Source organism: Micromonospora chokoriensis (assembly GCF_000718555.1).
Taxonomy (GTDB): Bacteria; Actinomycetota; Actinomycetes; order Mycobacteriales; family Micromonosporaceae; genus Micromonospora; species Micromonospora chokoriensis_B.
The window spans coordinates 154,561-179,253 of record NZ_JOAN01000006.1; the positions used below are offsets into that span (position 1 = coordinate 154,561).

Consider the following 24,693-nt stretch of genomic DNA (forward strand, 5'->3'; position numbering starts at 1 on the left):
CCTTCCGGTCAGCTGGCTGTGTAGTGAAGCCTGGCGGACCGGGGAGCCGCTGTCATGACGGCCGTTAGGGGGTCGGCCGGTCGTGCGCCGCCTGTGACCGGTAGATGCCGATCTCCTCCGGGCGGACTAGGCCGTCCTCGATCGCGCGGGCGAGTAATGCTGCCTTTGTGGCGGCTGGCCGACCCGCCCGGGTGTACTTGATCCGAGCCCGGTCGACGTACTGCTTCACCGTGTGCTCGCTGATCTGCATCCGCCGGGCCACCGACGCCTTGGACATCGACTGGAACCAGAGCAGCAGCGCCTCACGCTCCTTGTCGGAGAGCATCGGCCGGTCCGGCCGCGGGTCGCCAACCATCGCGCCGGCCAGCGCGGGCGGCACGTACGGGCGGTCGCTCGCGGCGGCCAGCACCGTCTCGACGCAGTGTTCCCGGCCTTCGTGCTTGGCGAGGAACGCCACCGCCCCGGCGTCCAGCGCGGCGAGCATCGTCTGCGGGTCGGTGTGCTCCGAATAGACCACCACCCGTCGCCCGGCAGCGCTCAGCTCGGCCAGCTTGTCCAACGCCATCCGCCCGTGCAGCCGCAGGTCGAGCAGGATGACGTCGGCGTCCGGTGCCGCCCGCAGTACCGCGTCCGGGTCGTCGCCGGTGGCGAGCACCGTCAGGCGCGGCTCGGTGGCGAGCCAGGCGCGAACCCCCTCGACGACCACCGGGTGGTCGTCGACGATCGCCACCCCGACCGGCCGATCGCCGGTCATCGCTGCCACCGGGTCTGCGCCCATCTGATGTTCCCGTCCCGTTCGTAGAGGTACTGCACCTGCCCGTCGTCGTGGTCCCCGGGCGGCAAGCCGGTCGCCCCTGGTCCTTCCCGGTCCGGCGTGACCAGGCTGACCACCACCTCGTCCGGGCTGGAGACCACGGTCAGTCGTGCCCACCCCTGAGCGTCGGCGAGGGTGCCGGTGAGCGGGTCGGCGAGCCGGCGTCGGACCTCCACCGGCAGCGGCGGCGGGGTGCCGATGGTGACCAGGTCGATCGGCAGGCCGTTGCGTTCCGCCAGGTCGGCGGCGGCCCGCAGCTCGTGCAGCAGCGGGTCGGGCACGTCGTCGGACTCGGCGATCAGGCGGCGCAGCCGGGCGGCGGCCAGCACGCACCGGCGCTGCACCTCCGGGTCGTCCGGGTCGGCCTGACCGGCGGCCAACTCCCCGAGGACCCGCCCGGCCGCCGAGCCGGCCAGCGCGAGCCGGTCCCGGCGCTCCCGCCGGCCACGCTCGGCGGCATCGCGCTCCGCGGCCATCGCGTGGTCGGCGGCCGAGACGGCGGCCCGCTCCCGAGCCAGGCCGACGATCGTCGCGCTGCCCACGAAGACCGCCACCGGCAGCGAGAACGTCCCGTACACGTACATCACGTAACGGGCAACGTCCGCCGGGTCGGGACCATGCCCGAGTACGGCGACCAGTGCGATCAACGCGTGCGTGCTCAGCAGCGCGATCAGCCCCACGACCCGCTGACCCCACAGCGCCAGCACGAAGAACCAGCCGAGCGTGCCCCACACCCAGTTGGCGGCGGTGAACAACTGCTGCTCACCGGCTGCGGCGAAGACGGCCGCGTCGACGGCCAGCAGCAGCCCGGCCAGTGGCCACGGCGGCAGCGGCGAGCCCCGCAGCAGCCGTACGCCCGCCACCGCGCCGGCCACCGCGACAAGCACCCAGGCGCCGAGCACCACCGTCGGCGCGGCGAACTGCGCGCGGGCGGTCAGCACCGCTGGCAACCCGATCGCGACGTGCCAGGCCAGTGCGATGGCGACGGCGACGATCCGGGCACCACGGTCGGACGCGTGCGCCACGGCGGCCGGCGCGGCGAGCCCTTCGGCAGAGATCGGCTCCCGGGGTGTCGGCACGCTCGCCCGGTCCGGTGCCTCTAGAGCGTCGGTGGGGTGCGCCGGGGCGCCGAGGTCAGCCGACACCTGGCCACTCCAGTCGGATCCGGGTGCCGTCGCCGATCGCCGAGCGCACGTCGGCCCGCCCCCCGACCGTCGCCATCCGCCCGCGGATCGACTCGCGCAACCCGTACCGGTGCGGGGGAACGGTGGCCGGGTCGAAGCCGGGGCCGTCGTCCGCGACCTCGACCACGACGCCGATCGCGTCCCGGGTCAGTCGCAGCGTGGCCGGCGTGCCCGGCGCGTGGCGGACCACGTTGGACAACGCCGCGTAGGCGCTCTCGCTGATCGCGTCGGCCACACCGGCGGGGACGGCGCACGACGCCAGGTCCAGCCGCACCGCAAGCTCGGGCAGACGGCCCACCACCGCGCGCAACCGCCCATCCAGCGGCACCGGGCCGTCGCCGGCCACCGGGCCGACGTCGGTGAGTGCCACGAGGGTACGCAGGTCAGCGGCGCACCGGTCGCGAAAGGAAGCCGATGGGCCGGCCACCGCGCCGAGCCCCACCATGGTCAGCGTGCCGAGCACCGTGTCGTGCAGGTCGCGATTCTGCTGGCGTTCGGCGTCGCGGGCGGCGCGGGCGACCGTCGCCTCCCGGGTCAGCCGCTGATGCTCGACGAAGGCGCGGTCGGCGCGGCCGATCCGCCGACGCATCACCTCCGACATCATCGCCGTGCAGGCGGTCTGGACCAGCAAAGTCGTCGCGTGCGCCCGAGCCTCGATGGGGTTGCCCGCCGCTTGCGCGCCCGTCGCGTACGCGGCGACCACGAGCAGCCCCGCCGGGATCGACCACCGCGCCTGGGCGGTGGCCTGCGCGTTGATCACCGTGGTGCTGGCCAGCACAGCGATCCAACTGCCCTCGCCGGGCAGCACTTCGGGTGCCACCAGCACGGGGATGAGGAGGCAGGCCACCGCGGTGGCCGCTACGTCACCGGCGACCAGGGGCTGGCTGATCCCGTGGCGGAACGCGCGATACGCGTACCAGAGGGACCAGCCGGTCAGCGCGGCCACACCGGGCAGCAACACCGCCAGCTCGACCGGCGGGGTCTGCACCGACAGGGCCACCGCCGCGCCGACCAGGCCGCAGGTCAGCCGTAGCAACGCCGGCAGCGTGGTGAAGATGAGGCTGAGCGCACCGCCGGCCGGACTGTCCAGTGTGGGTGGCGACGCGGTGGGGACGGCAACGGCCGGCATCGGAGTGTGTCCTTCCGACAACGACCCGGTCCGGGTCCGCACGGCGTAGATCGACATCGGACAATAGCATGCCTGGCAGCAAAGGGTGACCCTTTGTGTGTGGTGTGTCGCTAATGAGTCACCCTTCGCTGCGCGGCTGGAGCAGGTCCCAGCGATTGCCGTAGAGATCGACGAATACCGCTACCGATCCGTACGCCTCGTGCCGCGGTTCCTCCAGGAAGCGCACCCCGGCCGCCGCCATCCGGGCGTGGTCCCGGGCGAAATCCTCCGTGTAGAGGAACAGCCCGACCCGGCCGCCGGTCTGGTCGCCGACCCGAGCGCGCTGCTCGGGGGTGCTCGGCCGCGCCAGCAGCAGGGCCGTCTCCCGGGCGCCCGCCGGGCGGATGACCACCCAGCGTGAGCCGTCCGGTCGAGCGGTGTCCTCCACCAACTCGAAACCGAGGTCCCCGACGTAGAAGTCGATCGCCTCGTCGTACTCCTCGACCAGCAGTGTGACAAGTCCCAGATGTGCCATTCGGCCATTCTGCCGGCGGGTGCTGCGGGCCCACCCGGCGGCGTCCGCGCTGGTCACCCGCGTCACGCCGGCGGCCTGCGGCGGCCCGGAACCAGGCGCGCTCGGCGTCCGTCTCATCCTCGGTTGGAAAGGTGGTGAGCCGGATGCGCTCGTCTCGCACCGTACTGGTGATGGCGCTGCTCGGCATGGCGCTGAGTGGCTGCGGTGGCACGGGGATCGGGCCCGGCGCAGCCGAGGAGCCCGACCCGGCCCAGATCGTGGATGGGTGGACCTCCTGCGCCAAGGAGGCGCCTCGGGCCGGCGAGATGATCATGGAGACGTCGCCACCGGCCGCGAGAGAGCCGAAGGCCGGTCGCATCGACTCCACGTTCACCCCGGTCGCCGCCGTGATCTGCGGGCGGGAGATCCGACCCGGCCCCAACGGCGGCCAGGAGCAGATCGCCACCGAGCGACGCGCCGAGCAGATCGCACCGCTGGTCACCGCGCTGCGCCTGCCCAGCCAGCAGGCCGGCGGGAATGTCGCCTGCACCCTCGACATGGTCATCCCGCCATGGTTGGCTCTGGTGGACGACCGGGGGCGCTGGCTGCGGCCCCACATCCCGACGGACTCCTGCGGGAAACCTCGCGTCGAGGTGATCGCCGCGTTGGCTGGGCCGCAGTGGATCACGGTGGACACCCGTGCCATCCGGCAGGTCGAATCTCCGGCGGCTGAAGCCGCCGGATGCGCGCAACAGTGGACGGACATGGTGTGGGTGGAAACCAGGAGCGGTCGCCCCGGGTCGGTCACCTCGCGGGCCGCCGGGCCGCTGCGCCTCTGTGTGTACGAGGTGCCCGCGTCGATTCAGGGCGGCGACAAACCGGCGGGTGAATTCGTGTACGGCGGGCCGCTGCCAGCCGAGCGTCAGGCGGGTGTGCTCCGGGCGTTGTCCAACCGCCGCGCGGTGGTCGACTGCGCCACCCCGGCGTCCCGCTTTGCGGTGCTGCGCCCGCTCGACGGGGGAGGCCCCGAGCAGTACGTGGAACTCGACGAATGCCTTCGTTTCTTGGTCGCGCCGCCGAGCGGAGGGGCGCAACTCGGCCAGGGCGACGCCGCGCTGGCCGCCCTGCTGGGCCCCGTCTGATCCAACTAGGCGGCCCCCTGGCCGAGGGCGTCGCGTCGCGTCGCGCCGATCATGGAGGTGTGGTGCCCAGTTTGGCGCTCTAGCGGGTGCTTTGTCGCCCACCACAACTCCATGATCGGCGGGCGGGTGCCTGGATGCCCTGGGTTGTTGCTGTGTTTGAGATGGCGGGGCGGTCCGGTTCGGACCGCCCCGCCGCGGATCACTCGGGGATGACGAACTGCGCGGTGCTGGTCGTGTCGTAGCTGACGCCGTTCTTCTCCGCGTGGTGGCTGCAGTTGACCGTGACCGTCCGGGACTGGACGGGAACGCCGGAGACCGGCACGGTCGGAGACCAGAAGTGCACGTCAACGAGCGCACCGTTGTTCTCGGAGTCGTAGTCGTTGGTGGAGTAGCTGAGCACGCTGGTGCTGCACCGGACGTTTATGTAGTTGGCGTCCACCCGGTCGTTGCTCTGGTTGGCGAGCCGGGAGTATCCGCGGACCTTGACGCCGCCGAGACGATACGGCCACGCGCCGTCGTGGCCTACTTCTTCCAACTGGATGACACCCTGCAAGTTGTAGGCCGGGCCCGGCGGGGTGCCCCCGCCACCACCACCGCCGCCCCCGCCCTCGCCACCGCCGCAGTCGTCGATGGGGCATTCCGGTAGCCATGCCTGTGCCGGCGCGGCGGATGCCACGGCGACGCTGAGGCCTACCATCAGCGCGATGGCGGCTTGCGCGGTGCGTGTGAACACATCGTCTCCTGTCACCTGACGCGGGGAGCCGTCATTGCGCCCCGTGATCGTTTGATGGCCAAGAGTATTTGGTTTGGTTGCCCTGCAGAATCATTCGTTTCGGTGCTGGTCGACATCCGTGCGGGGGTTCCGGGCCGCCCCACGACCCGGGCGGCGACCGGCTGTGGGTGCGTCACCAGGTCTCTGGGCGGTTGAGGTCGCGGGCCGGCTGGTAGCCGCCGAGGATCGCCAGGCCTTCCGACTCGGTGTAGCCGCTGCCCCAACCCTTGCGGAACGCCTCGACGACGCAGGGCTTGACGGTCATCTCCAGCACGTCGCTGCCCTGCCGGCGAGCCCGGTAGGGGCCCGCGACGAGATCCCCGGGCCGGGCCTTGTCGCCGTTCGGGGCGGGTTGCGCCCGGACCGTCAGCCAGCGACCCTCATCATCACCGACCACGAGTGCGCCTTCGACGAAGGGGTCTCGCACCGACTGGCCGAGCGTGACCGAGCATTCGAGTAGCCGTCCGCCGGGCGGCAGCGACTCCAGGCGGAACGGCACGACGCAGCGGTGGGCACCGTCGAAACGGACCAGGCTCGCCATACCCGTCGCCTCGTCGCTGGTGGTCGCGTACGCGTCCAACTGGGCCCAGAGCCCGTCGCCGGGCTGCCAGCGAACGAACCACAGCTTCCGGTCGCCGGACGGATCGAACCAGGCGACCCCCGGGCGGTCACCGACCCGTACGTCGGTGCGGGGCTGCGGTCGTCCCGCCGAGGACAGGGTCTGCTGTAGCTCGTTCAGCAACGCTTCGCTGCGGGCCAGCACGAAGCGAGCCTGACCGGTCGGGCCCCGAAACTCGGCGCTCTCGGTGCCGCGCCCGGTACGCCAGGTCGCGTACTCGGCATCGCTCACCAGCGTGTCGGCCGAGAAGTGCACAGTGGCGGGATCGGCACCTACCTCCTGAGGGCGGGCGATGGCGCCGGTCTGCGCCGGCGCGTCCGGCAAGCTGAGCACCTGGCGCATGAACGGATCGACCGACGGGATCGGGTCATCGATGGTCCAGACACCCGGGATCGCCAAGACCACCGAGGTTAGGGCGATGCACGCTGCCGCCGCGCCGCCGGCGATCAGCCCACGGCGACGCCGTCGGATCCGGCGACCGTGATGACGGGCCTGCTCCACGATCGGTGTCGGGTCGATGTCGCCGCCCGCGCGATGCTTGAGCGTGGTGGCGAGCTGCTGGTCGAGGTCGCTGATCATCAGAACTCTCCTGCCCGTGCGGGGGTTGCCGCTTCCTGCCGTTGACGCAGCGCCGCCAGGGCCCGCTTCGCGTGTGTGCGAACCGTCCCGGCCGAGCAGGCGAGGATCTCGGCGATCGACGTGTCGTCGAGGTCCTCGTAGTAGCGCAGGACGATCACGGTGCGCTGACGCGCCGGCAGATCACAGACCAGCCGCCACAGCGCGTCGCGTTCGGCGACCCCGGCGGCCTCGTCCACGTCGCCCGCCTTATCGCGTACGGCGGCGACGGAGATCTCTCGGCTGCTGCGCTGACGCCACCAGGAATTGTGGGCGTTCACGAGCATGCGTCGGACGTAGGCATCAGGACGGTCCGTCCGCGAGATGCGCCCCCACCGGGCGTACGCCCGAGCGAGGACATCCTGAACCAGGTCCTCGGCTCGGTGCTCGTCACCGGTCAGCAGCCGGGCGAGCCGCACCAGCGCCGAAGTGCGAGCGAACGCGTACTCCTCGAACGTCACGCCCTATTAACGTCGTAGGTCGGCCAACACGTAGACAGCCCGCCGGGTTTTCTCCGGGGTCCTACCCGATCTCCCGGACCTCTTGCGCACAGCGGCAAGCAGCGGCGAACTTGGCAGCCCAGGTCAGCGCCTCCTCGCGGGTGGCCACGTTGACGACCGAGAACCCGCCAATGACCGCCTTGGTCTCCGGGAGTGGGCCGTCGGTGACCGTCCCGTCCGTGGCCACGATGCTCGCCCGCTGCCTCTCGATCCCACCGCCGTACACCCACACGCCGGCGTCCACCGCCTCCTGGTACACCGCGTGCGCTGCCTTGCCCACGTCGGGAAGCTCCTCGGCGGAGATGTGGTCCATCGCGCCGTCGTTGAACGAGATCAAGTACTGCGTCATCCGATGACTCCCTTGTCCCGGGCGGCTTCTCCGGCCGCCCTTCGTCTCTACTACGAACGACTCAGGTCGGATCCGACATCAGGTCAGAAGAATTTTGCCGGATCTCTGCGGCTCGGGCTGGTGGGGGCAGGTCGGCGTCCATCCGGTTCTGGGGAGAAAATCTATGTCCAAAGCAATAAATATCCTTGCCGTAGCCGACTGGTGCTGTGTGGGTATGGGCGGGTGAGCTACTGCCAACGGCCGGCGTTGTTGCGGGCTGGCTTGGCCGCGTCGAGCAGGTTGGCCAGCCGATACCGCAACACCCGCGTCTGCCGTACCGAGAGGACCAGGCAGGCTGCGGCGTTGCCCTCCACGCTGGTCAGGTTCACCATCGGCTCCGCGGCAGGGTGTAGGGCTTGCACCAAGCAGGCGTCAACCTTGAGTGACTCCGGCCGGTTGGTGTCCAGGTGACTGGCTTGGGAGCGGTGCTGTCCCCTGCGCTGGCAGTCGTCTCGGTCGCACCAGGCCGGGTGAGGCGGGTTGGCGAGGTTGCCAGTCGGGAAGACGTGCACGTAGCCGCAGGGGCGCTCGACGCCGGCTGCCATGCCGCCTGGGTTGGCGCTCAGTCCTGCCGTGAGGACCTCGGCGGTGACGTCAGGGGCGTGGGTGGCGCAGGCGTACGCACAGGCGTCCAGAGAGCCTGATGTGCACAACTCGATGCGGACGGTCGCAGGCTCTCCGCAGACGGGCAGGCTGGGTAGGGTTCGCATGGGTCGCCTCCATGGGGCGATCAAGGCCCTCGGCCAGCGGCGCAATCGCTGGTCGGGGGCCGCCTCTGTACTGGCCATGACAAACGTACAGTCAATGTACGTCTAGTGGCTAGACGTCTAGAGGCTGGACAACCCTGAACACGTACAGATCATGTGCGTGTCTACGCTCCCGCCCATGACCAGTCCGCTGTCCAATGTGCCGATCTACCGGCAGTTGGCGGACCTGCTCGCAAAGCAGATCGAGGAGGGCAAGCTGCGCCCCGGGCAGCCGTTGCCGAGCGAACTCCACTTGCAGCAGACCTACGGCGTAGCGCGGGGCACCGTGCGGATGGCCATGCGCGAGCTACGCGACCGCGGTCTGGTCGTCACCGTGCATGCGCGGGGCACCTTCGTTGCCGAGCGAAGCTGACGACGGTTGTCGCGGTTGCACCGACCTGTACCGCTGCCGTCGACCGCAGCTAGAGGCAGATCCAGCAGTAGATGCTTTCCCCGCTCGTGCGTGCTCTGCGCGCCAGGCCGACGAACTCCCGCAGGCGCGACAGCATGACCTCCGGCTGCGCGTCGCTGTAGTGGGACAAATCCTCGATGTGTGACCACTGCTTGGCCAGGCCCGGCAAGCGGTCATCCGGGATGTCGGCTAGCGCATCGCGGGCTCGGTCGCTCAGGACGACGACCCACGGTCCTTCGTACTCAAGGTCCTCACGAGCACCCTCCGGCCAGATGAGTCGATCCCCGATTACGTCGGTGCTCCATGACACGTCGAGGGCGAACGAGACGACCTTGCCGAGGACGACGGTCGGATCGATCCCCTTGCCGTCCACGGCGTCTTCGACGGGAGAATCCTCCGCTCGGACCACAGGGCCGCCATCAGTGGCGGCCATCAGCTTTGCGACAGCCTCGTCGTCAACAGCGCGGAAGTAGTCATACAGAACACCCACAGGAGCCTCCCGATCGGTTGCTATGCCGCGACTTGTGGAACGGCCGCGCGGCCATAACCCGGCGGCCGGAGGCTGTTGACCCTTGACGGGCCCGGCGACGGCCGACCTGGCTGAACGAATGGCCGCACTGGGCCGTGGTGATCGTCCACTACGAGAGGGGGAGGCCGCGACCTGCGGTGAGGTGGGTGCGCCTGGCAGGATTCGAACCTACGGCCTTGGAATTAGAAGCTGAATGTCAATCATGTCCCCAGTTATTCGCGGTCCGTAGGGGTGTCTATTCATGCAGACAGCCACCCTTATCCCTGCTACCGAGATCCGGCCTGTGATGGTCGGTCCGGCAAAGTCCGGGGGAATTCGCGGGTAGCTCGCTTGCGGAGGGCCGGTAGCTGACTGGCCATCGTCTAGCGCATGCGATTCAGCGCGTCGGCGAGGGACGCCGCAACGTCGGGTCGGGAGAAGTCCCACACCATCAAGATGCCCTGCGGCGTCGTCAGGGTGAGCCGGCCGTACATCATGATCGGCAACTGCCGGTTGTTGTTGTACCGGCGATCCGGACCGCCGGATTTGTTTGCGTACTGCCACGTTGTACCAACGCATTGCGAGTCGGTCGGTGGGCTGTCGGTCTCGATGAATCTTTGTAGCTCCATCCGGGCGCTGACCGCAGCGTAGGGGAGATCCGCGTACTGCCTCCCGTGCCTGACCAGGACCCGGTCCGGAAGGAAGTGCACGGACCGTTCTTTCCCGTGGAGGCTTGGAACGGCGATGTTCGTGACGAGCACCGGTGGCCCTGCCAGATCCAATGACCCGCTGCCTCGCCGAATGAGCGCACTCGCTCCAGCATTCACCTTCCGCTGGTAGGTGGTGTGGAGATGTCCTTCGGCTTCGATCTGCCACACCCGGTGGACCCGGCTGACGAACCCGCTGCTGCCGGTGAACTGCTCATACTTTGCCGCAGGCGCGTCCTCTACCTGATAGAACACGACGACGGACCGCCGGGCGATGTCTCGTTGCCTCAGCCACCACACTGCCGGGGCTCCGAGCAGGAGCAGCAGAAGGCCAAGTGGTGCGGTGGCCACGGCTAGGAGCGCAATGGCGGTGGCAGCCCACGGCCATAATGGCTGCCGCCGGGCTGCGGTCTGTATCTGATTAATCAAGTCTGATGGATGGGCTGCGGTCAGGTGCTGCACCGGCGTTCCGGTCAACTCCTGCATGACGACATCGGTGTTCAGGTTTGCAGGCTGAGGGCCCCGCGCGATGCCCTTGCGTACAGGCGCAGACACAGGCGTCTGGCCGCCGAAGTAGGAAGTGCCGAGACCCGCGACGCGAACGTAGTTGCCGCGAGGGCCGGTCCCGACTCGGAAGCCCGGTATACCGACCGAGACGCCCACGCCTGATGGCGACAGATTGAAGCGGAAGGGGCCCGCCTTCAGGCTCGTTCGCAGATAAAAACCCATGTCGTCCTTACGCCGGGAGTCCGTGCGGCATTCGCTCCACGACGCGAATAGTGCCGCGAGAAGGCCACGATAGGTCGTCTGCGACGTTGCGGTACCGGTGCTTTCGGTCACGATTGGTTGCCATTTCAGGTGGAGCGCGTCCCAGGCCGGCATGGTCGTTCGGCCAGTCGGACGCTCCTATCGGCTCTGCCCGAAAACTGACCGCGCGGTTCCGGCTGAATCGGGACCACCCTCCTGAAGCATCGGGAGGTGCTGAGGTGGTCAGGTAGTGTCGGCGCTCGCATGCAGGCTGGCGGTACTCTCCCGACCATGGCCGCCTTCGACGGGGAGACCGATCTCAGTCACGACCGAGCCTTTGGCCTCATGATCAACACGTCGGTGACTCTCTTCTGGCGCACATCGATCCTCGACCAGACGACCGAGTGGCTACACGGTCACGGCTATCAGGTCACGCGCCTGGACGCCTCCGGATGGACGACTGACGAAGCCATGCACCGTGACATGGCGGCTGCACTCGGGTTTCCCGACTACTTCGGGCGCAACCTTGATGCCCTCAACGACTGCATGCGTGACGTGGTCAGCCACGAGTACGGGTGGTCTGCTGAGGCAGCCGGCCTCGCCCTCGTCTTCACCAACTACGAAACTTTCGCGTCGCATTGCCCGAGGTCAGCTCAGATCGTGCTGGACATCATGGCTGACCACTCCCGGATCGCCAGTCTGTTCGGCCAGCGCCTGATGTGTCTCGTGCAAAGCAACGACCCGCAGATTCGGTTCCAGCCGGTCGGCGCGGTTTCCGTGGACTGGAACGACGCCGAGCAGCGGGATGCCAACCGTCGACCGGCCTGAGTGGGTTCCCGACTGATCCGTTCCGCGATATTTTGCAATCCCTCAAGGCGCACCTCACCATGCCCAGTCGGTCCGGGACTGAGCGCTGCGGCTTCGGCGTGAGTTGCCACGAAAATGGAGGTGCCACGTGGCTGACGCGATCGTGCTTGCCGGCCGGATGTTCGGGCCGGGTGCGCCTCTGCCCATGTACGCGGGCGACGTCGCCGAGTTGCGCGGCGCGACAGTGCACCGGCACTCCTGGACCCAGGAATCCCCGAGCCCGAATCGGCCAGAGATCGAAGACTGGGTACGCGGCGAGGTCACCCCGCTGATCGACCGCGTCGGCGGTCGTCCGCTGCTGATGGCCAAGTCACTCGGCACGAACGCGGCAGTGATCGCCGCCGAGCGTTCCCTGCCAGCGGTGTGGCTCACGCCGGTGCTCACCATGCCGTGGGTGCTCGACGCGATGCGGCGGGCGACGGCGCCATTCCTTCTCGTCGGCGGTACGGCCGACAAGCTCTGGGACGGAGACGCGGCCCGCCGGCTGTCACCGCACGTGTTCGAGGTGGCCGACGCGGACCACGGGATGTACGTGCCCGGCCCCCTGACCGAGTCGATCGCGGTGCTCGGCCAGGTCGTCGTCGCGATAGAGGCGTTCCTCGACGAGATTGCCTGGCCTTAGGCCGACCCGCCGAGGAGCGCCATGCCTTCCGACTCGGTGTAGCCATCCCCCAACCCGTGCGGAACGCTCTGCGGTCGGCCCCTGCTAGAGGCAGATCCAGCAGTAGATGCGTTCCCCGCTCGTGCGTGCTCTGCGCGCCAGCCCAACGAACTCCCGCAAGCGCCTTCGCAGGGCGGACGTGTGACCATAACCCGGCCTGCCCTCGGGTTTCAGGGTCGTCGCGCGAGTGCTCGCTCCACGCCTCGGCGCATCCGTCGCGACGCACCCGGTAGGCCATGCAAACGGCGTACCTCGTGCGGCTCCAACTCTTGGCGACTGGCTAGCACAATCGCTGCGGCATACGGCCTAGCGTCGTGCTGACGTAGCAGGACTTCGGCCTCCTGCAGAACGTTGAGCAGGACATCTCGGTCCGCCTGTGGGTGTTGAGCGACGAGCCGGAGCAGGTAGTTACGGTCCCACTGGCTGAACTCGCCCGCGAGCAACTCGGTCAGGGTTGCCGCGCCTGTGCGGATGTCCTTGGCGACGGCCAGCCGCACGAACGAGAAGGGGTTGCGGGCAAGAGTGTGCAGCCCGTCCTGATCGATTCGTGGGTCCGCAACGAGGTCCAGGTAGTCCCGCGGTGTCCGTGCGCGTGGAAGCAGCGCGTCGATATCCACTACCAGTGCCCTCCTGTGCGCAGGCGTTGCGCGCATCACGGTCGGCAGATCACACACTTCCAACCTGACGCTGACATTGGTTACCTGTAGGGGGCGTACTTCACGCTGCGCGACCAGCGCCGCCAGAAGGGTAGCGGCAGGCAACCGGCCGGCGCTGCGCCGCCGATCTCGGTCTCCACTGATCCGTCGGCGAGCGTGACCGAGACAGCCGAGCGGCCCGGAGCGAACACCTCGCGGACCCTGCCGGCGATCACTGAGCGGGCGATGTCTTCGAGCATCGCAACGTCTTCAGGGCCGGCTTCCAGCTCCCATCGGCCGCCGTGCTCACCGACGCCCAGGACGAGTTCATCGGAGAAGTCCGTCCACCCGAAGGCGCGAGCATCGGGGGTACGTGGTGTGACGCCCACCGATATCCCGCCCTCGATGCTGTCGATCTCCACAGTCGCCACCCCCGCCAACTCGGCTGCCAACTGCCTCGCGACTTTCAGCGTTGGTGTCCGGGGCGACTGGTCGGTGTTGGGCTCGTCAGAGCCGCGCTGATCCGTCACGCGGTCAGTCTGCCAAGCCAATCAGAGGTCGCGCGGTCGCGCTGGTGCTTGGTGCGTCCGTTCGAGGCTGCCACGGAGCCACCAGCGCGCTCGCACCACGAATAGCCCCAGACGGGCTGGTCAGAAGGGAGAAGTACCTGTGCGCCCGGCAGGATTCGAACCTGCGGCCTTGGGATTAGAAGTCCCCTGCTCTATCCGCTGAGCTACGGGCGCGTGCCTGGCAGAATATGCCACACCTCATGATCCAGGGTGTACGTCAGGGTGTACCCGGCGGCTGAAGCAATCGCCGACCCATACGCTCCGTAGCATCCCGGGCCAACTTCGACACCACATGTGCGTACCCTTCGGTGACCTTCACCGTCGAGTGGCCCAGCAGTTCCTGCACCACCCGCACGTCCACGCCCTGCGCCAGGAGCAGGGTCGCCGCCGCGTGCCGGGTGTCGTGGACCCGGAAGTCCCGCACCCCCGCCGCAGCCAGAACCGCCTTCCATTCCCGCCAGTCGCGGCCCGGATCGATCGGTTCGCCGAGCTGGTCGGCGAAGACGAACTCGTGGTTCGCGTACGCCCCATCGGCCATCATCTTCTCCAGCGCCTGCACCTCGTGGTGAGCGCGGAGCTCCGCGACTAGCTCGACGGGGATCGGGGAGCTCCGCTTGGACTTCCCCTTGGGCTCCTTCAGGATCAGCCCGCCGCCGACGTGAATCTCTCCCGACCGCAGCGGCAACCTCCTGGCCGTGCAGTTGCCGCCGCGCTTGCGTCCGCACGTCCACGGCGGCCGGTCCGCACAGCCGTGCTCGTGCGACCGGCGGTGCAACTGCCACCAGATCCGGGCCACCACACCGATGTCCGCCGAGTCGCAACCGCGGCACCGCTGCAGCTTCTGCTCCCACCAGTCGACGACCTTGACGGTGGCGCCGCAGTCGTCGCACACCACCAGCAGGTACGGCCAGCGCAGCCCGAGGGCCTCACCCTGTCGGGTACCGATGGCCAGGCCGACTGACCAGCGGGCGGCGTTACGACGCCGTCTTGCCGCCGCCAGCACGGCCAAGGCGTCGTCCTCGGTGAGCGGCTCCATCTCTTTGCGTTTAGCCGTCGGCGGGTCCACGTCGAGCATGATGTTGTGCGGCACGACGCGCCGTCGGGCGGCGACCTTCCACGCCCGGGCCAGGATGCGGTGCACCTGCACCACGGTGGCGTCGGCGAGCTGCTTGCGCCGCATGGCCGTGTAGACGGCGTCGATGTTGTCGGAGATCACCCGATCCATGCGCAGTGACCCGATGACCGGGAACACGTGGTTGTCGAGCTTGCTGCGGTAACCCTGGATGGTGGTGGGGTCGATGCGGCCGGGCGCGATGGTGCCGAGGTAAGTGTCGAGTAGCCAGGTCCGGACGGTGGGGCCACGGCCTGGCCGGGCGACCGTGCCGGAGCGTTTCTGGTCGAGCAGCTCGTCGACGCGCTCTTCGACCTCTTCGATGGTCCGCCGCTTGACGTGCCGCTGGTCGGGGCGGCCGTTGCCCTTGGTACCGACGACGACCCACGCGTGGTAAAGCTCGTCCTTGCCGAGCTTGATTGGTGGGTACCGGCGGCGGGCCATCAGCTGCGGCCGCCGCGCTCAGCGAGCATCTTCAGCATCTCCCGCAGCACCAGTTTGTCGCTGTCGGCAACGTTGGGGTCGGCGAGGGTTCGCAAGATCTTGCGGATTTCCGGCGGCAGCGGCGGCTCGGGTTCCGGGTCGTCGCGGACGCTGGGGTTGAGCCCGAGGGCGGTAATCGCGCCGACGACGCTGACACCGAGGCCGTCGCAGAACGCTTGCACCTTCTCCAGCTCGGGCAGCTCCCGGCCTTCGCCGCGCCGCCAGCGATGAAAGGTCGATGCGCCGATGCCGGTGACGCGGGCGATGTCCTTGTCGGTCATGCCTCGGTTGCGGGCCGATGTGAGTGCGGCCGCGACGAACCGAGCGAATCGTGCTCGGGCGAGGTCGGGCGTCGGGGCTGGGGAAGCTGCCACGTCGTCACGGTAAGTGCCGTTCGTGGGCCTGTTGTCGCGTGGACGGGAGTACTGCCGAGCACGGCTGCGGCGGGTTCCGGGGCTGGTGGGCCACAGGATCCGCGCCCTCACTGGTTCCGCACTGTTCCGCATGGTCTACAGACTAAGCGCCCGAGTGGTTGCTGAAATCATCCGAACGGCTGAGCCGATGCCACGCGTGGCAGTCGTGTACGGTAGTGCCATGCGTGACAGTGCGGATGGTGCCACACACGACAGTGAACCTCGCGCCTTCTCGATCCCTGAGGCCGCGAAGCTGCTGTCCCTGGGCACTCGGAAGGTCGAGTACATGATCCAGTCCGGCGAGCTGAAGTCCATCAAGATCGGGCGCTCTCGTCGGATCCCGCGGAAGGTCCTGGAGGACTTCCTCGAAGAGAAGCAAAAGCTCGCGTCGTGAGTGGGCTCCGGCCGAAGCCGCCGCCGCCACCGCGACCCTCGAAGCCTCCCAAGCAGCCGAAGCCGGCTCGACCGGCGAAGCCGCCGAAGCGCAGGGGAGCGGCATAGCGCCGCACTAACCGACCTGACCTGCCAGAAGGAGACAAATCGATGCCCAGGCCCAATCTCGCGCGCACCACGGCGCTGGTCGTCCAGGCGGTCGCGCTGATCGTGATTGGTCTGGTCCTGGTCGTCGCCACCGTCACCGCGCCGACGCCGCCGCCGGCGGAGCCGCTGCGGATGTGGCTGCGGCCGGCGACCGCTGAGGAGCGCCGCGAGTACGAGCGGCAGCTGCTCCACGAGGAGATGGACCGGCTCCAGCAAGAAGGGGCCACGGCGCTCCACACGCCGTGACCCCAGATCTCTACCCGCTCAAACCCCAAGGAAAGGACGGTCGAGATGACCAACGTACCGGCCACCCGACAGGTGGCGCACCTGCCGGTCGCGGCGGCGCCCGGCAACCAGCCGGCGCGGATCCGGATCGCTCGGGCGAACATGCTCCGCGAGATCTCCCGGCTCTGCTTCGCCGTGGACGACCCGGCCCTGCCCGCACCGCGCAGCGTCCGCTTCACCGCCGACGAGGCGATCAACGTGGAGCTGGACACCCCGACCGACGCGGCCGAGTGGGCCGTCGTGCTGGGCGTGGCCGCCGACGCGAAGACCGAGGACACGGTCGACCTGGCCGGGGACCGGTGGCTGATCTACACGGTGCACGCGACCTGGCGCGGCTTCCCCATCACCGTCGCCGCCTGCATCCGCGACACCGCCGTCCAGCAGCGGGAAGCGGTGCCGGCGTGATGACCGGGATCGTCCAGGGCATCCAGGACGCCGCCCCGGAGGCCGGCGGGCTGCTCGTCACCGTGCTGCTGGTTGCGCTGGTCGCGTGGCTGTGCCGCCGTCACGACGTGCGGGTGGCGCAGCGCCGCCGCGACGCCCGGGCCGCCCGCCGGCGGGCCCTACGTACCTTGGCCGTGCTGCCGCCGGTGTCCGGGGCGTGGGGTGTACTGCCGCCGCCGGCGGACCCGTGGCCGAACACCGACGAGGACGACCTGGTCCTGTTGACGGTGCTCGACGTGTCCCCGGCGGGTGCCCGGTGACCGCCGCGGTGTCGGTGCGGGTGCCGGGCCAGGCCCGCCCGCCCGCGATCGAGCAGACCGACACCGACCGCCGTCAGCGGTGGCAGCTGGTCGACGCGGCGCAGGCCGGCGACCGGGAGGCGTTCGCCGAGCTGTACCGGATCTACGGCCCGATGGTGTACCGGGTCGCACTGCGTCGGTGCGGTAACCACCACCTGGCCGAGGACCTGACCGGCGACGTGTTCGTGAAGGCGCTGCGCAACATCAGCGGGCTGAAGTGGCAGGGCAGCGACCCCGGCGCGTGGTTCATGACGATCACCCGGAACCTCGTCGTCGACCACTTCAAGTCCGGCCGCTACCGCACCGAAACCCTCGACCCCGAGCCGGGCACCATCCACGGCCAGCACCCGCCGGACCGGTCCCCGGAGGGGCGCCCGGAGGAGCTCGTCGTCTCCCACCTCACGAACCTGACGCTGATCGCCGCCGTGCAGCAGCTCAACCCGGAGCAGCGCGAGTGCATCACCCTGCGCTTCCTTCAGGGCCTGTCCATCGCCGAGGTCGCAGCCGCGATGGACCGCAACGAGGGCGCCGTGAAGGCGCTCCAGTACCGGGCCACGAAGACGCTCGCCCGGCTCCTCCCGCCCGGATTCGAGACCCCGGAGGTCCCACGATGAGAAACGTCGATCCGTACACCTTCGTCACCGCGCTGCTCTTCGCGCTCGCTCTCGGCGCTCTCGCCGGCGGCTTCGCCATCGGCATGGCCTTCCGCCCTCGCCTGCTCGACGAGGGCGAGCGCGGCGGATCCGCGTTCCGGGACCTCCTCGCCGCAGCCAAGGCCTGCGCCGACCCGGCGAACCTGGCCACGCTCCTGCGCCAGGCATCAGCGATCTGGGACCAGTACCGTCCCGACGGCATCCACCTGGACACCGACACCCTCTGGCGCGGCGAGGCGGGCACCGAGGTGACCCCGGCGTACGTGCACCGCATCGTCGACGCGTACGCCACCGGTGACCCGGTCAACCTGTCCGGATGCTGGGTGCCACCCGACGTCCAGGGCCGCCTCCGCGCCATCACGATCGGCGCGTCCGAGGCGACCGCCGCGCTGCCCGGCCGGCCGATCCCCCGGCCTACCGGCTTCATCACCTCGGTGCACCCGACCGACGTGATCGAGCGGTGGCCGGTCCGGACCGGGCCGAGCGATGGGTGAGCCGGAGCAGCCCGAGGTGCCGTGCCTGGCCTGCAAGCGCCCCCTGCGGACGCCCAAGTCTCGGGCCCGCCGGTACGGAGAGGGCTGCTGGCGCAAACGCCGCCGCGCCGCCCGCGCCGCAGCCGCCCCGGTCACCCTGCCCGGCCTCGGCCGGGCAGGGTCCCGGGGGCAGGCCGGCCCACACCTGCTCACCGGCGTCGACCAGCTCGGCGACCTGGACGAGGACGACGACCGATGACGGCACCGCGCTACTGCGGCACCTGGGATCCGGACCCGAGCATCGGGCCGGACCACCGCGGCCGCCGCATCTGCCGCTCCTGCCACCGGGTCGGCTCGCGCGGCGACGCCGGCCACACCGCACCCCCGCCCCAGACCCCGACCGCACCCAAGCCGCAGCCGGCCTGGCGCGTCGAGGCCGCTGCCGCGCTCGACGCCGCAGTGCTCGGCGAACACGATCGAGAGGAGTACCGGTGACGACGAACCCGGCACCACCAGCGGTCTACCTCGACCTGGACGCGATCGAGGCCCGCGTCCTGGCCGCTACGCCCGGCCCGTGGAGGGCGTCCATCGGCACCATCAGGGGAGTCGACGGGGTCCACGAGCAGGTGGTCACGGATTCGTCCGACGGCTTCGACGTGGTCGCTATGACCGGCCGCATGGACGAGCACCCGCGCAGCACCCTCGACGCCGAGTTCATCGCCCGGTCGCGTGATGACGTGCCCGCGATGGTCGCCGAGATCAAGCGGCTCCGCGCCGCCCTCGCCGAAGACGAGCCCCACCACATCATCGAGTTCCTGCCCGACGGCTGGGTGACACTCCAGCACCCGCTGGCCTGCCGGCCGACCTTGGCCGCCTGCCCGGTGAACGAGCTCGTGATGGAGCTCGACGGATCGCCGGTGCCGCCCGGCCGGTACGAGTGCGAGGTCAACGACCTCGGCGATCGGCTGCTGATCCTGGACCGCGTCGACGTCCCGGAGGCCACCGATGGCTGACCTGACCGAGAAGCAGTGGCGCGCGGCGGCCGCCGGCCGGCCCGGGTACGCCACGTACCCGCAGTACCGCCCGTCGAGCCAGGAACGGTTGGCTCCGCTGCGGATCCGGCCCACGGACGGCAGCGGGCACCCGGTGGTCGTCGGGCGGCCGTTGGCACCGCCGGTATCCGCCGAACCGATCGCGGCCCGCGTGCCGGTGCCGCTGGCCGAGCTGCCGCCGACCCGGATCTACGAGTTCCCGCTGGAGTACGCCAAGCACCGGCCTCGGTGGCGGCGCCGGTGGATGTGGGCCGTCATGCCCGCCACCGGCCACACCGCGTGGGGCTACTGCTGGACCGAGTCCGGCGCCCGGCGCCGCACCGCCCGCGCTGCCCGGAAGGCGGGCTCGCTGTGACCCTCGAAGAGCTGACCGAGCGGTCCACCGAGGACGTCGCCCGGGCCCGCGCCGAGCGGATCCGCGCTGGCATCCACACCTACCTGGAGACCCTCGCGGAGATCGCCCTCGCCTGGGAACGCCGCGACTGGGCAGTGCTCGGGTACGCCGACTGGCAGGGGTACGTCGACGGGGAGTTCGGCGCGGACCGGCTGAGGTTGCCGATCGAGCACCGGCAGAAAGCCGTGGCCGAGCTCCGGATCGCGGGCATGAGTCAGCGGGCGATCGCCGCAGTGGTCGGCGTCGACCAGGCGACCGTGAAGCGGGACCTCGACGCAGCTGATGCAGATGCATCACCTGCCGCGATCCGCGGCGCGGACGGCAAGACGTACGCCGCGACCCGCCCCACCCCGCCGGCCACGCCCGCCGCAGTCCCGGCCGGCCCGCCACCGGATGAGCAGGTGTGGGTAGCCATCGCCCGCAAGGGCATCGAGGCCCACCGCATCAAGTCGTCACTGCTCACCCGGTGCAGCCGCGCGACCCGCACCGGCCTGACCCTGCCCGCCGGCCAGGCCACCAACCGGTGGGGCGTCACCTGGTGCCGCGTCTGCTGGCCGGCGGAAGAGACCACCCGTTTCGCGGCGGGTGAACCGGTCCCGACCGGACCGGCCGACGAGGCCCACGACCCCCGGGCCTCGCGGGATGCCGGGGCGGAGCGTCGCGACTCCGCCCCGGCAGGCACCCCCACTACCGAGACGGCCGCCGGGGTTGCCCCGGCGGATGGAGCGGACGTCGTTCCCGAGGCCCTGAGACCCGGTACGCCGGTGGCGCCCGACGTCGACCACGCCGCTCCAGCTCCCGCCCCGCCTGCCCCCACCCCGGCGGCCGGCGGGGCGGGGGTAACCCCCGACCCGGGCAAGCCCCGGCTGACCCTCTCCGAGATCGCCCGGCTGCGGGCTGTCTTCGACTGGGCGCGGGCCGGCCTGGCCGGACACCCGCGCAACGCCGCCGGCCGGGGCAAACACGCGACGATCTGCATGCAGTACGCCCCCGGCGAACCGACCCCACCCGTGCACCCCACGGCCGCCGCGGGCCGCGGCCCCGTTGCCCTGGTCGAAGTCACCTGGGGCGCTGGCCAGGTCGACATTTTCTGGCGCTCCGACAAGTACGAGCTCGACGTCGTGGACATGTGGCCGGTCGACGTCCACCAGGCCATCGACCTGCTTTGCGCATACGGCGTCCTCCCGGACCGGTTCTCGCGGCAATATGCCGCCGGTGTCCAGGCCGGAATGCGCGCTGGCGACGCCATCGACGGCGAGTGGACGGAGACGACCGATGCGTGATCCTCTGCCGAGTGAGCTGCCCGCCTACGAGGGGTGGCGGCAGGTGCCGCCGGGGCTGTTCAGCAAGACGCAGCTGGCGGATCTCGACTTCCCGCGCGTGGTGGGTGGCCCGGTCCGCGCGTACGTGCACACCCGCGACTGGAACGACCGCAAGACCAGCGTGAAGCTGTACCGGCTGTCGGAGTCGGTGCCGTCGCCAGCGAGCGCAGCGCAGCTGGAAGCGGCCCGCAACCGCAGCGCCCCGGGCGCCCGCGAGTGTCAGGCGTGCGGCGCGTACCCGGACCGGCCGCCGGCCTCGGCTGGCCTCTGCGTGGCGTGCGCGCAGATCACCCGGTTGCAGAAGGCAGTGGCGTTGGCCCGCCGCTCCCGCGCCGAGGTCGGCGAGTGGGCGCGGACCATCCTGGACCCGCTGTTCGAGCCGGCGGTGGTGCTGCGCATCGAGCAGGTGCTGCGACCGCCGGCGCTGTCCGGACGGCAGAACCTGACCCCGGTGGCGCTGCGCGTCGACGCCGTGGACGCCACGGGCCGCCGGCTGCTCGACGCGACCATCCGGCTGGCCGGCGCGCGGGTCAAGGCGGTCCCCGCCGACGCGCTCGCGCCGGACGACGTCGCCGAGCAGGTGCGGGCGGTGCTCGGCTGGCCGGTGCTCGTCACATGGCACGAGCGCGGCGTCTTCCTACTCCGCGACGTGTACGGCATCAAGGCTCCCGGCGGCTGGTACGGCGGCAACCCCAACGCCCTCGCCGTCCGGGCCGCGCATTGGCGCGGCGACCTCGACCCGGACACCCTGCACCCCCGCGCGGCAATCGACCCGGGCACCGCGGACCGGATGCTGCTGCTCCTGCGCCGCATGGCCGCCACCGAGCCGCCCGACTCGTCGGCGGCGCCGTGACGAAGGACAAGCTGATGGAGCTGCTCCTCGTCGAGCGGTACGCGCACCTGCCTCCCCCGCCCGTCGCCCCGGATCCGGTGGTGCGGGCGCCCGCCGAGCTGCCCGCCCCGCCCCCACCTGTCCGCCGCCGGCACCTGCGGGTCGTCGGCGGCGACGCGACCACCACGGCGGCGGCGTGACCGCCTGCCGCACAACACACGATCGGAGCAACTGATGGAGATCGCCCTGGACCTGGAGCAGGTGCAGCTGCTCACCGCGGTGAAGCAGGGCCGCGTGCACACGGACCCGCAGTTCAGCTCGCCCGACTTCGAGAAGTTGGCGGACTACCCGTTCGGCCAGCGCCGCGCCACCGCGCGACTCCGGCCGCTCAAGGGCGCCCGGTTGGTCGAGCTGGTCGACGACGACGCCGCCGGCGGGAAACCCGCCCGCCCGTACAAGCTCACGGACCTCGGCGAGCAGGTGCTCACCGCGGCGCTGGAGCAGGAGCGGATCGCTAACGGTCAGGCAGAGGCGCACTGATGGGCGCGAAGATCAAGCAGACGCTGCCGCCGTACGAGGTCAACGGACTCTCCGAGATCCGCCAGCAGATGCTGGAGTACCCGGAGGGCCAGCACGTCGCGATCGTGGTGCTTGACTGCGTGAGCATCAAGCACGACGTCGTCGAGGGCGACCTGATCCCCACGCCCACAATCCGGATCCTGCGCATCGAGCCGGAGACCGACCCGGACGAGGCCGCCCGGCTGCTAGCCCACGCGAAGCGGTTGACCGACAAGCGGATCCCGCCGCCGACGCGACCGGACCCGTTGCCGGGCATGGACCTCCGCGACGGCGCCGGCGTCCACCTAACCTCGGTCGGCGGTGGCCAGCGTGGCTGACAACCTCCCGTCCGACGAAGGGCTGGCCACGTACGGCGTCCTGGCTGAGGTCGCGAACGAGCGGGTCAAGCAGGACGCGAAGTGGGGCGAGCAGAACCACCCCGACGGCACCGGCCAGCACCCCGAGACCATCGACGCGGACGTGGCCCGAATGGCGTGCCAGGACGCCGCCGACGGTGGGTACCTCGACTGGCTGCACATCCTGCGGGAAGAGGTCGCGGAAGCCTTCGCCGAGCCGAGGCCGGCGCAGCTTCGTGCCGAGCTGCTCCAGGTCGCCGCCGTGGCGGTCGCGTGGATCGAGGCGCTCGACCGCCGAGCGAGCGCGTACACCGACAACCAGAAGGGCGCCCAGTTGTGAGCCGCATCGAGATCAACGCCGGAGGCCGGCACATCATCGTCGACCACACCGGCGAGCTGGAGCCCTTGCGCGTGGCGGCGCTCAGCCTGTTCGAGGCGACCGCCAACGTCCCCGGCGACGAGCCCGGGCCGGCGTTCGGCTTCCAAGCCGATCGCCGCTGGACGCCGGAGGTGCTGCCCACCAGCCCGGGTCGGTACGGCTCGCGGACCTTCGAGCCGGTGAACGCCTCCGCCGAGGTGGACAACCCGCCGCCGGGGTAGGCCCGAGGCGTCCGCCGACTGCTCTGCCGTTCCGACCCTTCCGGCGCGGCCACCCCCGTTGGGTGGCCGCGCCGCTGCACAACGGGAGATCCATTGACCAAGATCGCTAGACCGGGTGTCCCGTGGCTTGGCTGAAGTCGTCCGACAGCAGCAACCAGCATCCGGCGGTGCTGGCCCCGTTGGCGTGGGAGAAAGGGCCGGATGACGACCTGGACGGCTGGGACCTCCGGCTACCAGCCGTCGCCGGCATCGCATGGCTCTGCGCGACGTACTCCGCCGACCAGACCACCGACTACGTGGTGCCCGCTGCGACGGTCGCGCTTTACGGCGGCCCGCAGTGGCGCCGCCTCGCCGAGTGGGCGACCCGGGCCGGAATCTGGACCCCGCTCGCGGACGGTAGCTACCTGCTCGCCGATGACTCCGAACACCTGTTCCACATCCGCCTCAAGGCCGAACTGGAGTGGGAACGCAATCGCAAGAACGACAACGGGAACCCCGCGCTCACCATCCCGGTACGGCTGCGCGACGGCGATGCGTGCCGCTACTGCGGCCGAGTCGTCAACTGGGACGCCCGCAAAGGCGGTCTGGCCGGCACGTACGACCACCGCACCCCGGGCCGCAGCGCGGCCGGCCCGGACGACCTGGTGGTCGCCTGTAATCAGTGCAACGGCCGCCGCGGCAAGGACTCCCACCCGGAGCGGTGGCAGCTGCTCCCCACGCCCGCGAAGCCGTACTACGGGCAGATCACCGTGACGCACCTCGCGAAGCACGGCTACGACGTGCCGCTCTCCAGCGGCAAGCGGCCCACCGGCCTGACCGGTGGACCCCGCATCGACGAAGCGCGACCCGACGACCAGCCGGATCCCGCGCTCCAGCAGCACCCGCGTCGACCCGGCACCCGGCCGGACCACGACGACCAGGGCGACCCGGCACCCGGCCGGACCACGCCCACCCGCCGCGAGCGCGCAGCCAGCCGCCCGCAACCCAGCGCGACCCCCACCGAGGGACACCGCGCTCGCACCGTCAGCGCGACCCCACCACCGGGACACCGCGCTCGCACCACCACCAGCGCGACCGCTGCGAAGGGACACCGCGCTCCGCGCGACCGGGCCGCCGGCCCGACACCGCGCAACCCGACCCAAGATCAACAGGTGAGGGGGAAGTCCATCGGCCGATCATCGGCCGATCCGGCAGAACCCAAGCCTCCAGGATCTGGATTGGTCGGGTCGGGTCGGGACGGGTCGGGCGCTCCACCCCGCCCAGCCCAGACGAACCGCAAGCGAGGACGAAGAGCACCACGCTCCCGACCTACGCCCCCGCCTGCCCGACCCGAGAACCCTGGGCACCCATGATCAGTTGTAGGGAGACAG

37 protein-coding genes and 1 tRNA gene are annotated in these 24,693 nt (G+C 70.4%); 22 read left to right on the plus strand and 16 right to left on the minus strand.

Translation table 11 applies throughout. The annotated features are described in order from the left end of the window. Positions 1 to 64: 64 nt before the first annotated feature. The 4 genes from IF46_RS0110670 to IF46_RS0110685 all read right to left on the minus strand — a co-directional run bounded on the left by IF46_RS0110670 (position 65) and on the right by IF46_RS0110685 (position 3,641). On the minus strand, positions 65 to 778 hold the full coding sequence (locus tag IF46_RS0110670) for a response regulator (protein ID WP_030488149.1): 714 nt from the start codon (positions 776 to 778) through the stop codon (positions 65 to 67). After that, on the minus strand, positions 751 to 1,959 hold the full coding sequence (locus IF46_RS0110675) for a hypothetical protein (protein WP_051723826.1): 1,209 nt from the start codon (positions 1,957 to 1,959) through the stop codon (positions 751 to 753). The genes IF46_RS0110670 and IF46_RS0110675 overlap by 28 nt, the downstream gene beginning before the upstream one ends. After that, positions 1,949 to 3,127, minus strand: coding sequence for a sensor histidine kinase (locus tag IF46_RS0110680; RefSeq protein WP_030488151.1), 1,179 nt, complete (start codon positions 3,125 to 3,127; stop codon positions 1,949 to 1,951). Before IF46_RS0110680 ends, IF46_RS0110675 begins: the two co-directional genes overlap by 11 nt. A gap of 118 nt (positions 3,128 to 3,245) precedes the next feature. Then, positions 3,246 to 3,641 carry a VOC family protein gene (locus IF46_RS0110685; protein ID WP_030488152.1) on the minus strand — a complete coding sequence of 132 codons (396 nt, stop codon included), beginning with the start codon at positions 3,639 to 3,641 and terminating at the stop codon, positions 3,246 to 3,248. A gap of 143 nt (positions 3,642 to 3,784) precedes the next feature. On the opposite strand from IF46_RS0110685, the gene IF46_RS0110690 reads away from it, so the two are divergent. After that, a complete protein-coding gene (locus IF46_RS0110690) occupies positions 3,785 to 4,762 on the plus strand; it encodes a hypothetical protein (RefSeq protein ID WP_030488153.1) in 978 nt (325 codons plus the stop codon). Positions 4,763 to 4,961: 199 nt separating this feature from the next. Here the strand turns inward: IF46_RS0110690 and IF46_RS0110700 are convergent, their stop codons facing one another. From IF46_RS0110700 to IF46_RS0110720, 5 genes are all read right to left on the minus strand, one after another. Further along, positions 4,962 to 5,495 (minus strand): hypothetical protein, encoded by a 534-nt coding sequence (locus IF46_RS0110700; protein WP_030488154.1) that lies wholly within the window; start codon positions 5,493 to 5,495, stop codon positions 4,962 to 4,964. Positions 5,496 to 5,667: 172 nt separating this feature from the next. Next, a complete protein-coding gene (locus tag IF46_RS0110705) occupies positions 5,668 to 6,732 on the minus strand; it encodes a hypothetical protein (protein ID WP_030488155.1) in 1,065 nt (354 codons plus the stop codon). Further along, entirely contained in the window at positions 6,732 to 7,229 is a 498-nt protein-coding gene (locus IF46_RS0110710) for a SigE family RNA polymerase sigma factor (protein WP_030488156.1), read from the minus strand. The genes IF46_RS0110705 and IF46_RS0110710 overlap by 1 nt, the downstream gene beginning before the upstream one ends. Before the next feature lie 61 nt (positions 7,230 to 7,290). Continuing rightward, positions 7,291 to 7,617 (minus strand): YciI family protein, encoded by a 327-nt coding sequence (locus IF46_RS0110715; protein WP_030488157.1) that lies wholly within the window; start codon positions 7,615 to 7,617, stop codon positions 7,291 to 7,293. Positions 7,618 to 7,844: 227 nt separating this feature from the next. Then, on the minus strand, positions 7,845 to 8,366 hold the full coding sequence (locus IF46_RS0110720) for a hypothetical protein (RefSeq protein ID WP_157562875.1): 522 nt from the start codon (positions 8,364 to 8,366) through the stop codon (positions 7,845 to 7,847). 175 nt (positions 8,367 to 8,541) lie between these two features. Here IF46_RS0110720 and IF46_RS0110725 point away from each other — a divergent pair, with 175 nt between their 5' ends. After that, positions 8,542 to 8,775, plus strand: coding sequence for a GntR family transcriptional regulator (locus IF46_RS0110725; protein WP_030488159.1), 234 nt, complete (start codon positions 8,542 to 8,544; stop codon positions 8,773 to 8,775). 49 nt (positions 8,776 to 8,824) lie between these two features. On the opposite strand, the gene IF46_RS0110730 is transcribed toward IF46_RS0110725, so the two are convergent. Together IF46_RS0110730 and IF46_RS0110735 are read right to left on the minus strand one after the other, a co-directional pair. Further along, positions 8,825 to 9,304, minus strand: a complete 480-nt coding sequence (locus IF46_RS0110730) for a hypothetical protein (RefSeq protein WP_030488160.1) — start codon at positions 9,302 to 9,304, stop codon at positions 8,825 to 8,827. Between the two features lie 401 nt (positions 9,305 to 9,705). Beyond that, positions 9,706 to 10,869: a DUF4236 domain-containing protein gene (locus tag IF46_RS0110735; RefSeq protein WP_198041415.1), complete on the minus strand. Its 1,164-nt coding sequence runs from the start codon at positions 10,867 to 10,869 to the stop codon at positions 9,706 to 9,708. 198 nt (positions 10,870 to 11,067) lie between these two features. Here IF46_RS0110735 and IF46_RS0110740 point away from each other — a divergent pair, with 198 nt between their 5' ends. Next, positions 11,068 to 11,604, plus strand: coding sequence for a barstar family protein (locus tag IF46_RS0110740; RefSeq protein ID WP_030488162.1), 537 nt, complete (start codon positions 11,068 to 11,070; stop codon positions 11,602 to 11,604). Between the two features lie 127 nt (positions 11,605 to 11,731). Further along, positions 11,732 to 12,265 carry a hypothetical protein gene (locus IF46_RS0110745; RefSeq protein WP_030488163.1) on the plus strand — a complete coding sequence of 178 codons (534 nt, stop codon included), beginning with the start codon at positions 11,732 to 11,734 and terminating at the stop codon, positions 12,263 to 12,265. 209 nt (positions 12,266 to 12,474) lie between these two features. Here IF46_RS0110745 and IF46_RS0110750 read toward each other — a convergent pair whose 3' ends face one another. The 5 genes from IF46_RS0110750 to IF46_RS35730 all read right to left on the minus strand — a co-directional run bounded on the left by IF46_RS0110750 (position 12,475) and on the right by IF46_RS35730 (position 15,383). Beyond that, positions 12,475 to 12,921 carry a hypothetical protein gene (locus IF46_RS0110750; RefSeq protein ID WP_030488164.1) on the minus strand — a complete coding sequence of 149 codons (447 nt, stop codon included), beginning with the start codon at positions 12,919 to 12,921 and terminating at the stop codon, positions 12,475 to 12,477. Positions 12,922 to 13,001: 80 nt separating this feature from the next. Continuing rightward, entirely contained in the window at positions 13,002 to 13,469 is a 468-nt protein-coding gene (locus tag IF46_RS0110755) for a hypothetical protein (protein WP_030488165.1), read from the minus strand. Positions 13,470 to 13,609: 140 nt separating this feature from the next. Further along, positions 13,610 to 13,682, minus strand: a tRNA-Arg gene (locus tag IF46_RS0110760). A gap of 43 nt (positions 13,683 to 13,725) precedes the next feature. After that, positions 13,726 to 15,063, minus strand: coding sequence for a tyrosine-type recombinase/integrase (locus tag IF46_RS35145; protein WP_232234002.1), 1,338 nt, complete (start codon positions 15,061 to 15,063; stop codon positions 13,726 to 13,728). Next, positions 15,063 to 15,383 (minus strand): hypothetical protein, encoded by a 321-nt coding sequence (locus IF46_RS35730; RefSeq protein WP_030488167.1) that lies wholly within the window; start codon positions 15,381 to 15,383, stop codon positions 15,063 to 15,065. Before IF46_RS35730 ends, IF46_RS35145 begins: the two co-directional genes overlap by 1 nt. 313 nt (positions 15,384 to 15,696) lie before the next feature. Here IF46_RS35730 and IF46_RS34750 point away from each other — a divergent pair, with 313 nt between their 5' ends. The 18 genes from IF46_RS34750 (at position 15,697) to IF46_RS0110860 (ending at position 24,675) form a co-directional block, all read left to right on the plus strand. Further along, positions 15,697 to 15,909, plus strand: a complete 213-nt coding sequence (locus IF46_RS34750) for a helix-turn-helix domain-containing protein (RefSeq protein WP_030488168.1) — start codon at positions 15,697 to 15,699, stop codon at positions 15,907 to 15,909. 149 nt (positions 15,910 to 16,058) lie between these two features. Next, positions 16,059 to 16,301 (plus strand): hypothetical protein, encoded by a 243-nt coding sequence (locus tag IF46_RS0110780; protein WP_051723827.1) that lies wholly within the window; start codon positions 16,059 to 16,061, stop codon positions 16,299 to 16,301. A gap of 45 nt (positions 16,302 to 16,346) precedes the next feature. After that, positions 16,347 to 16,745, plus strand: coding sequence for a hypothetical protein (locus IF46_RS0110785; protein ID WP_030488170.1), 399 nt, complete (start codon positions 16,347 to 16,349; stop codon positions 16,743 to 16,745). Continuing rightward, positions 16,745 to 17,044, plus strand: a complete 300-nt coding sequence (locus IF46_RS34755; RefSeq protein ID WP_030488171.1) for a hypothetical protein — start codon at positions 16,745 to 16,747, stop codon at positions 17,042 to 17,044. Before IF46_RS0110785 ends, IF46_RS34755 begins: the two co-directional genes overlap by 1 nt. Further along, on the plus strand, positions 17,041 to 17,697 hold the full coding sequence (locus IF46_RS0110795) for a sigma-70 family RNA polymerase sigma factor (protein ID WP_051723828.1): 657 nt from the start codon (positions 17,041 to 17,043) through the stop codon (positions 17,695 to 17,697). Before IF46_RS34755 ends, IF46_RS0110795 begins: the two co-directional genes overlap by 4 nt. Beyond that, positions 17,694 to 18,230 carry a hypothetical protein gene (locus IF46_RS0110800; RefSeq protein WP_030488173.1) on the plus strand — a complete coding sequence of 179 codons (537 nt, stop codon included), beginning with the start codon at positions 17,694 to 17,696 and terminating at the stop codon, positions 18,228 to 18,230. Before IF46_RS0110795 ends, IF46_RS0110800 begins: the two co-directional genes overlap by 4 nt. Next, positions 18,223 to 18,468, plus strand: coding sequence for a DUF6011 domain-containing protein (locus tag IF46_RS0110805; RefSeq protein WP_030488174.1), 246 nt, complete (start codon positions 18,223 to 18,225; stop codon positions 18,466 to 18,468). The genes IF46_RS0110800 and IF46_RS0110805 overlap by 8 nt, the downstream gene beginning before the upstream one ends. After that, positions 18,465 to 18,704, plus strand: a complete 240-nt coding sequence (locus tag IF46_RS0110810; RefSeq protein ID WP_030488175.1) for a hypothetical protein — start codon at positions 18,465 to 18,467, stop codon at positions 18,702 to 18,704. Before IF46_RS0110805 ends, IF46_RS0110810 begins: the two co-directional genes overlap by 4 nt. Beyond that, positions 18,701 to 19,222, plus strand: a complete 522-nt coding sequence (locus IF46_RS32450; protein WP_036391697.1) for a DUF6085 family protein — start codon at positions 18,701 to 18,703, stop codon at positions 19,220 to 19,222. Before IF46_RS0110810 ends, IF46_RS32450 begins: the two co-directional genes overlap by 4 nt. Beyond that, positions 19,215 to 19,616 carry a hypothetical protein gene (locus IF46_RS0110820; protein ID WP_030488177.1) on the plus strand — a complete coding sequence of 134 codons (402 nt, stop codon included), beginning with the start codon at positions 19,215 to 19,217 and terminating at the stop codon, positions 19,614 to 19,616. The genes IF46_RS32450 and IF46_RS0110820 overlap by 8 nt, the downstream gene beginning before the upstream one ends. Beyond that, positions 19,613 to 20,938, plus strand: a complete 1,326-nt coding sequence (locus tag IF46_RS33220; protein ID WP_051723829.1) for a hypothetical protein — start codon at positions 19,613 to 19,615, stop codon at positions 20,936 to 20,938. The genes IF46_RS0110820 and IF46_RS33220 overlap by 4 nt, the downstream gene beginning before the upstream one ends. Continuing rightward, positions 20,931 to 21,830 carry a hypothetical protein gene (locus IF46_RS0110830; protein ID WP_030488179.1) on the plus strand — a complete coding sequence of 300 codons (900 nt, stop codon included), beginning with the start codon at positions 20,931 to 20,933 and terminating at the stop codon, positions 21,828 to 21,830. Before IF46_RS33220 ends, IF46_RS0110830 begins: the two co-directional genes overlap by 8 nt. Further along, positions 21,827 to 22,009 carry a hypothetical protein gene (locus IF46_RS0110835; RefSeq protein ID WP_030488180.1) on the plus strand — a complete coding sequence of 61 codons (183 nt, stop codon included), beginning with the start codon at positions 21,827 to 21,829 and terminating at the stop codon, positions 22,007 to 22,009. Before IF46_RS0110830 ends, IF46_RS0110835 begins: the two co-directional genes overlap by 4 nt. Positions 22,010 to 22,043: 34 nt before the next feature. Then, complete coding sequence (locus tag IF46_RS0110840) at positions 22,044 to 22,349, plus strand: hypothetical protein (RefSeq protein WP_030488181.1); 306 nt, start codon at positions 22,044 to 22,046, stop codon at positions 22,347 to 22,349. Beyond that, positions 22,349 to 22,705: a hypothetical protein gene (locus IF46_RS0110845; RefSeq protein WP_030488182.1), complete on the plus strand. Its 357-nt coding sequence runs from the start codon at positions 22,349 to 22,351 to the stop codon at positions 22,703 to 22,705. Before IF46_RS0110840 ends, IF46_RS0110845 begins: the two co-directional genes overlap by 1 nt. Further along, entirely contained in the window at positions 22,698 to 23,063 is a 366-nt protein-coding gene (locus IF46_RS0110850; RefSeq protein WP_232234003.1) for a hypothetical protein, read from the plus strand. The genes IF46_RS0110845 and IF46_RS0110850 overlap by 8 nt, the downstream gene beginning before the upstream one ends. Further along, entirely contained in the window at positions 23,060 to 23,323 is a 264-nt protein-coding gene (locus IF46_RS0110855) for a hypothetical protein (RefSeq protein ID WP_030488184.1), read from the plus strand. Before IF46_RS0110850 ends, IF46_RS0110855 begins: the two co-directional genes overlap by 4 nt. 122 nt (positions 23,324 to 23,445) lie before the next feature. After that, complete coding sequence (locus IF46_RS0110860; RefSeq protein WP_030488185.1) at positions 23,446 to 24,675, plus strand: HNH endonuclease; 1,230 nt, start codon at positions 23,446 to 23,448, stop codon at positions 24,673 to 24,675. Positions 24,676 to 24,693 lie beyond the last annotated feature (18 nt).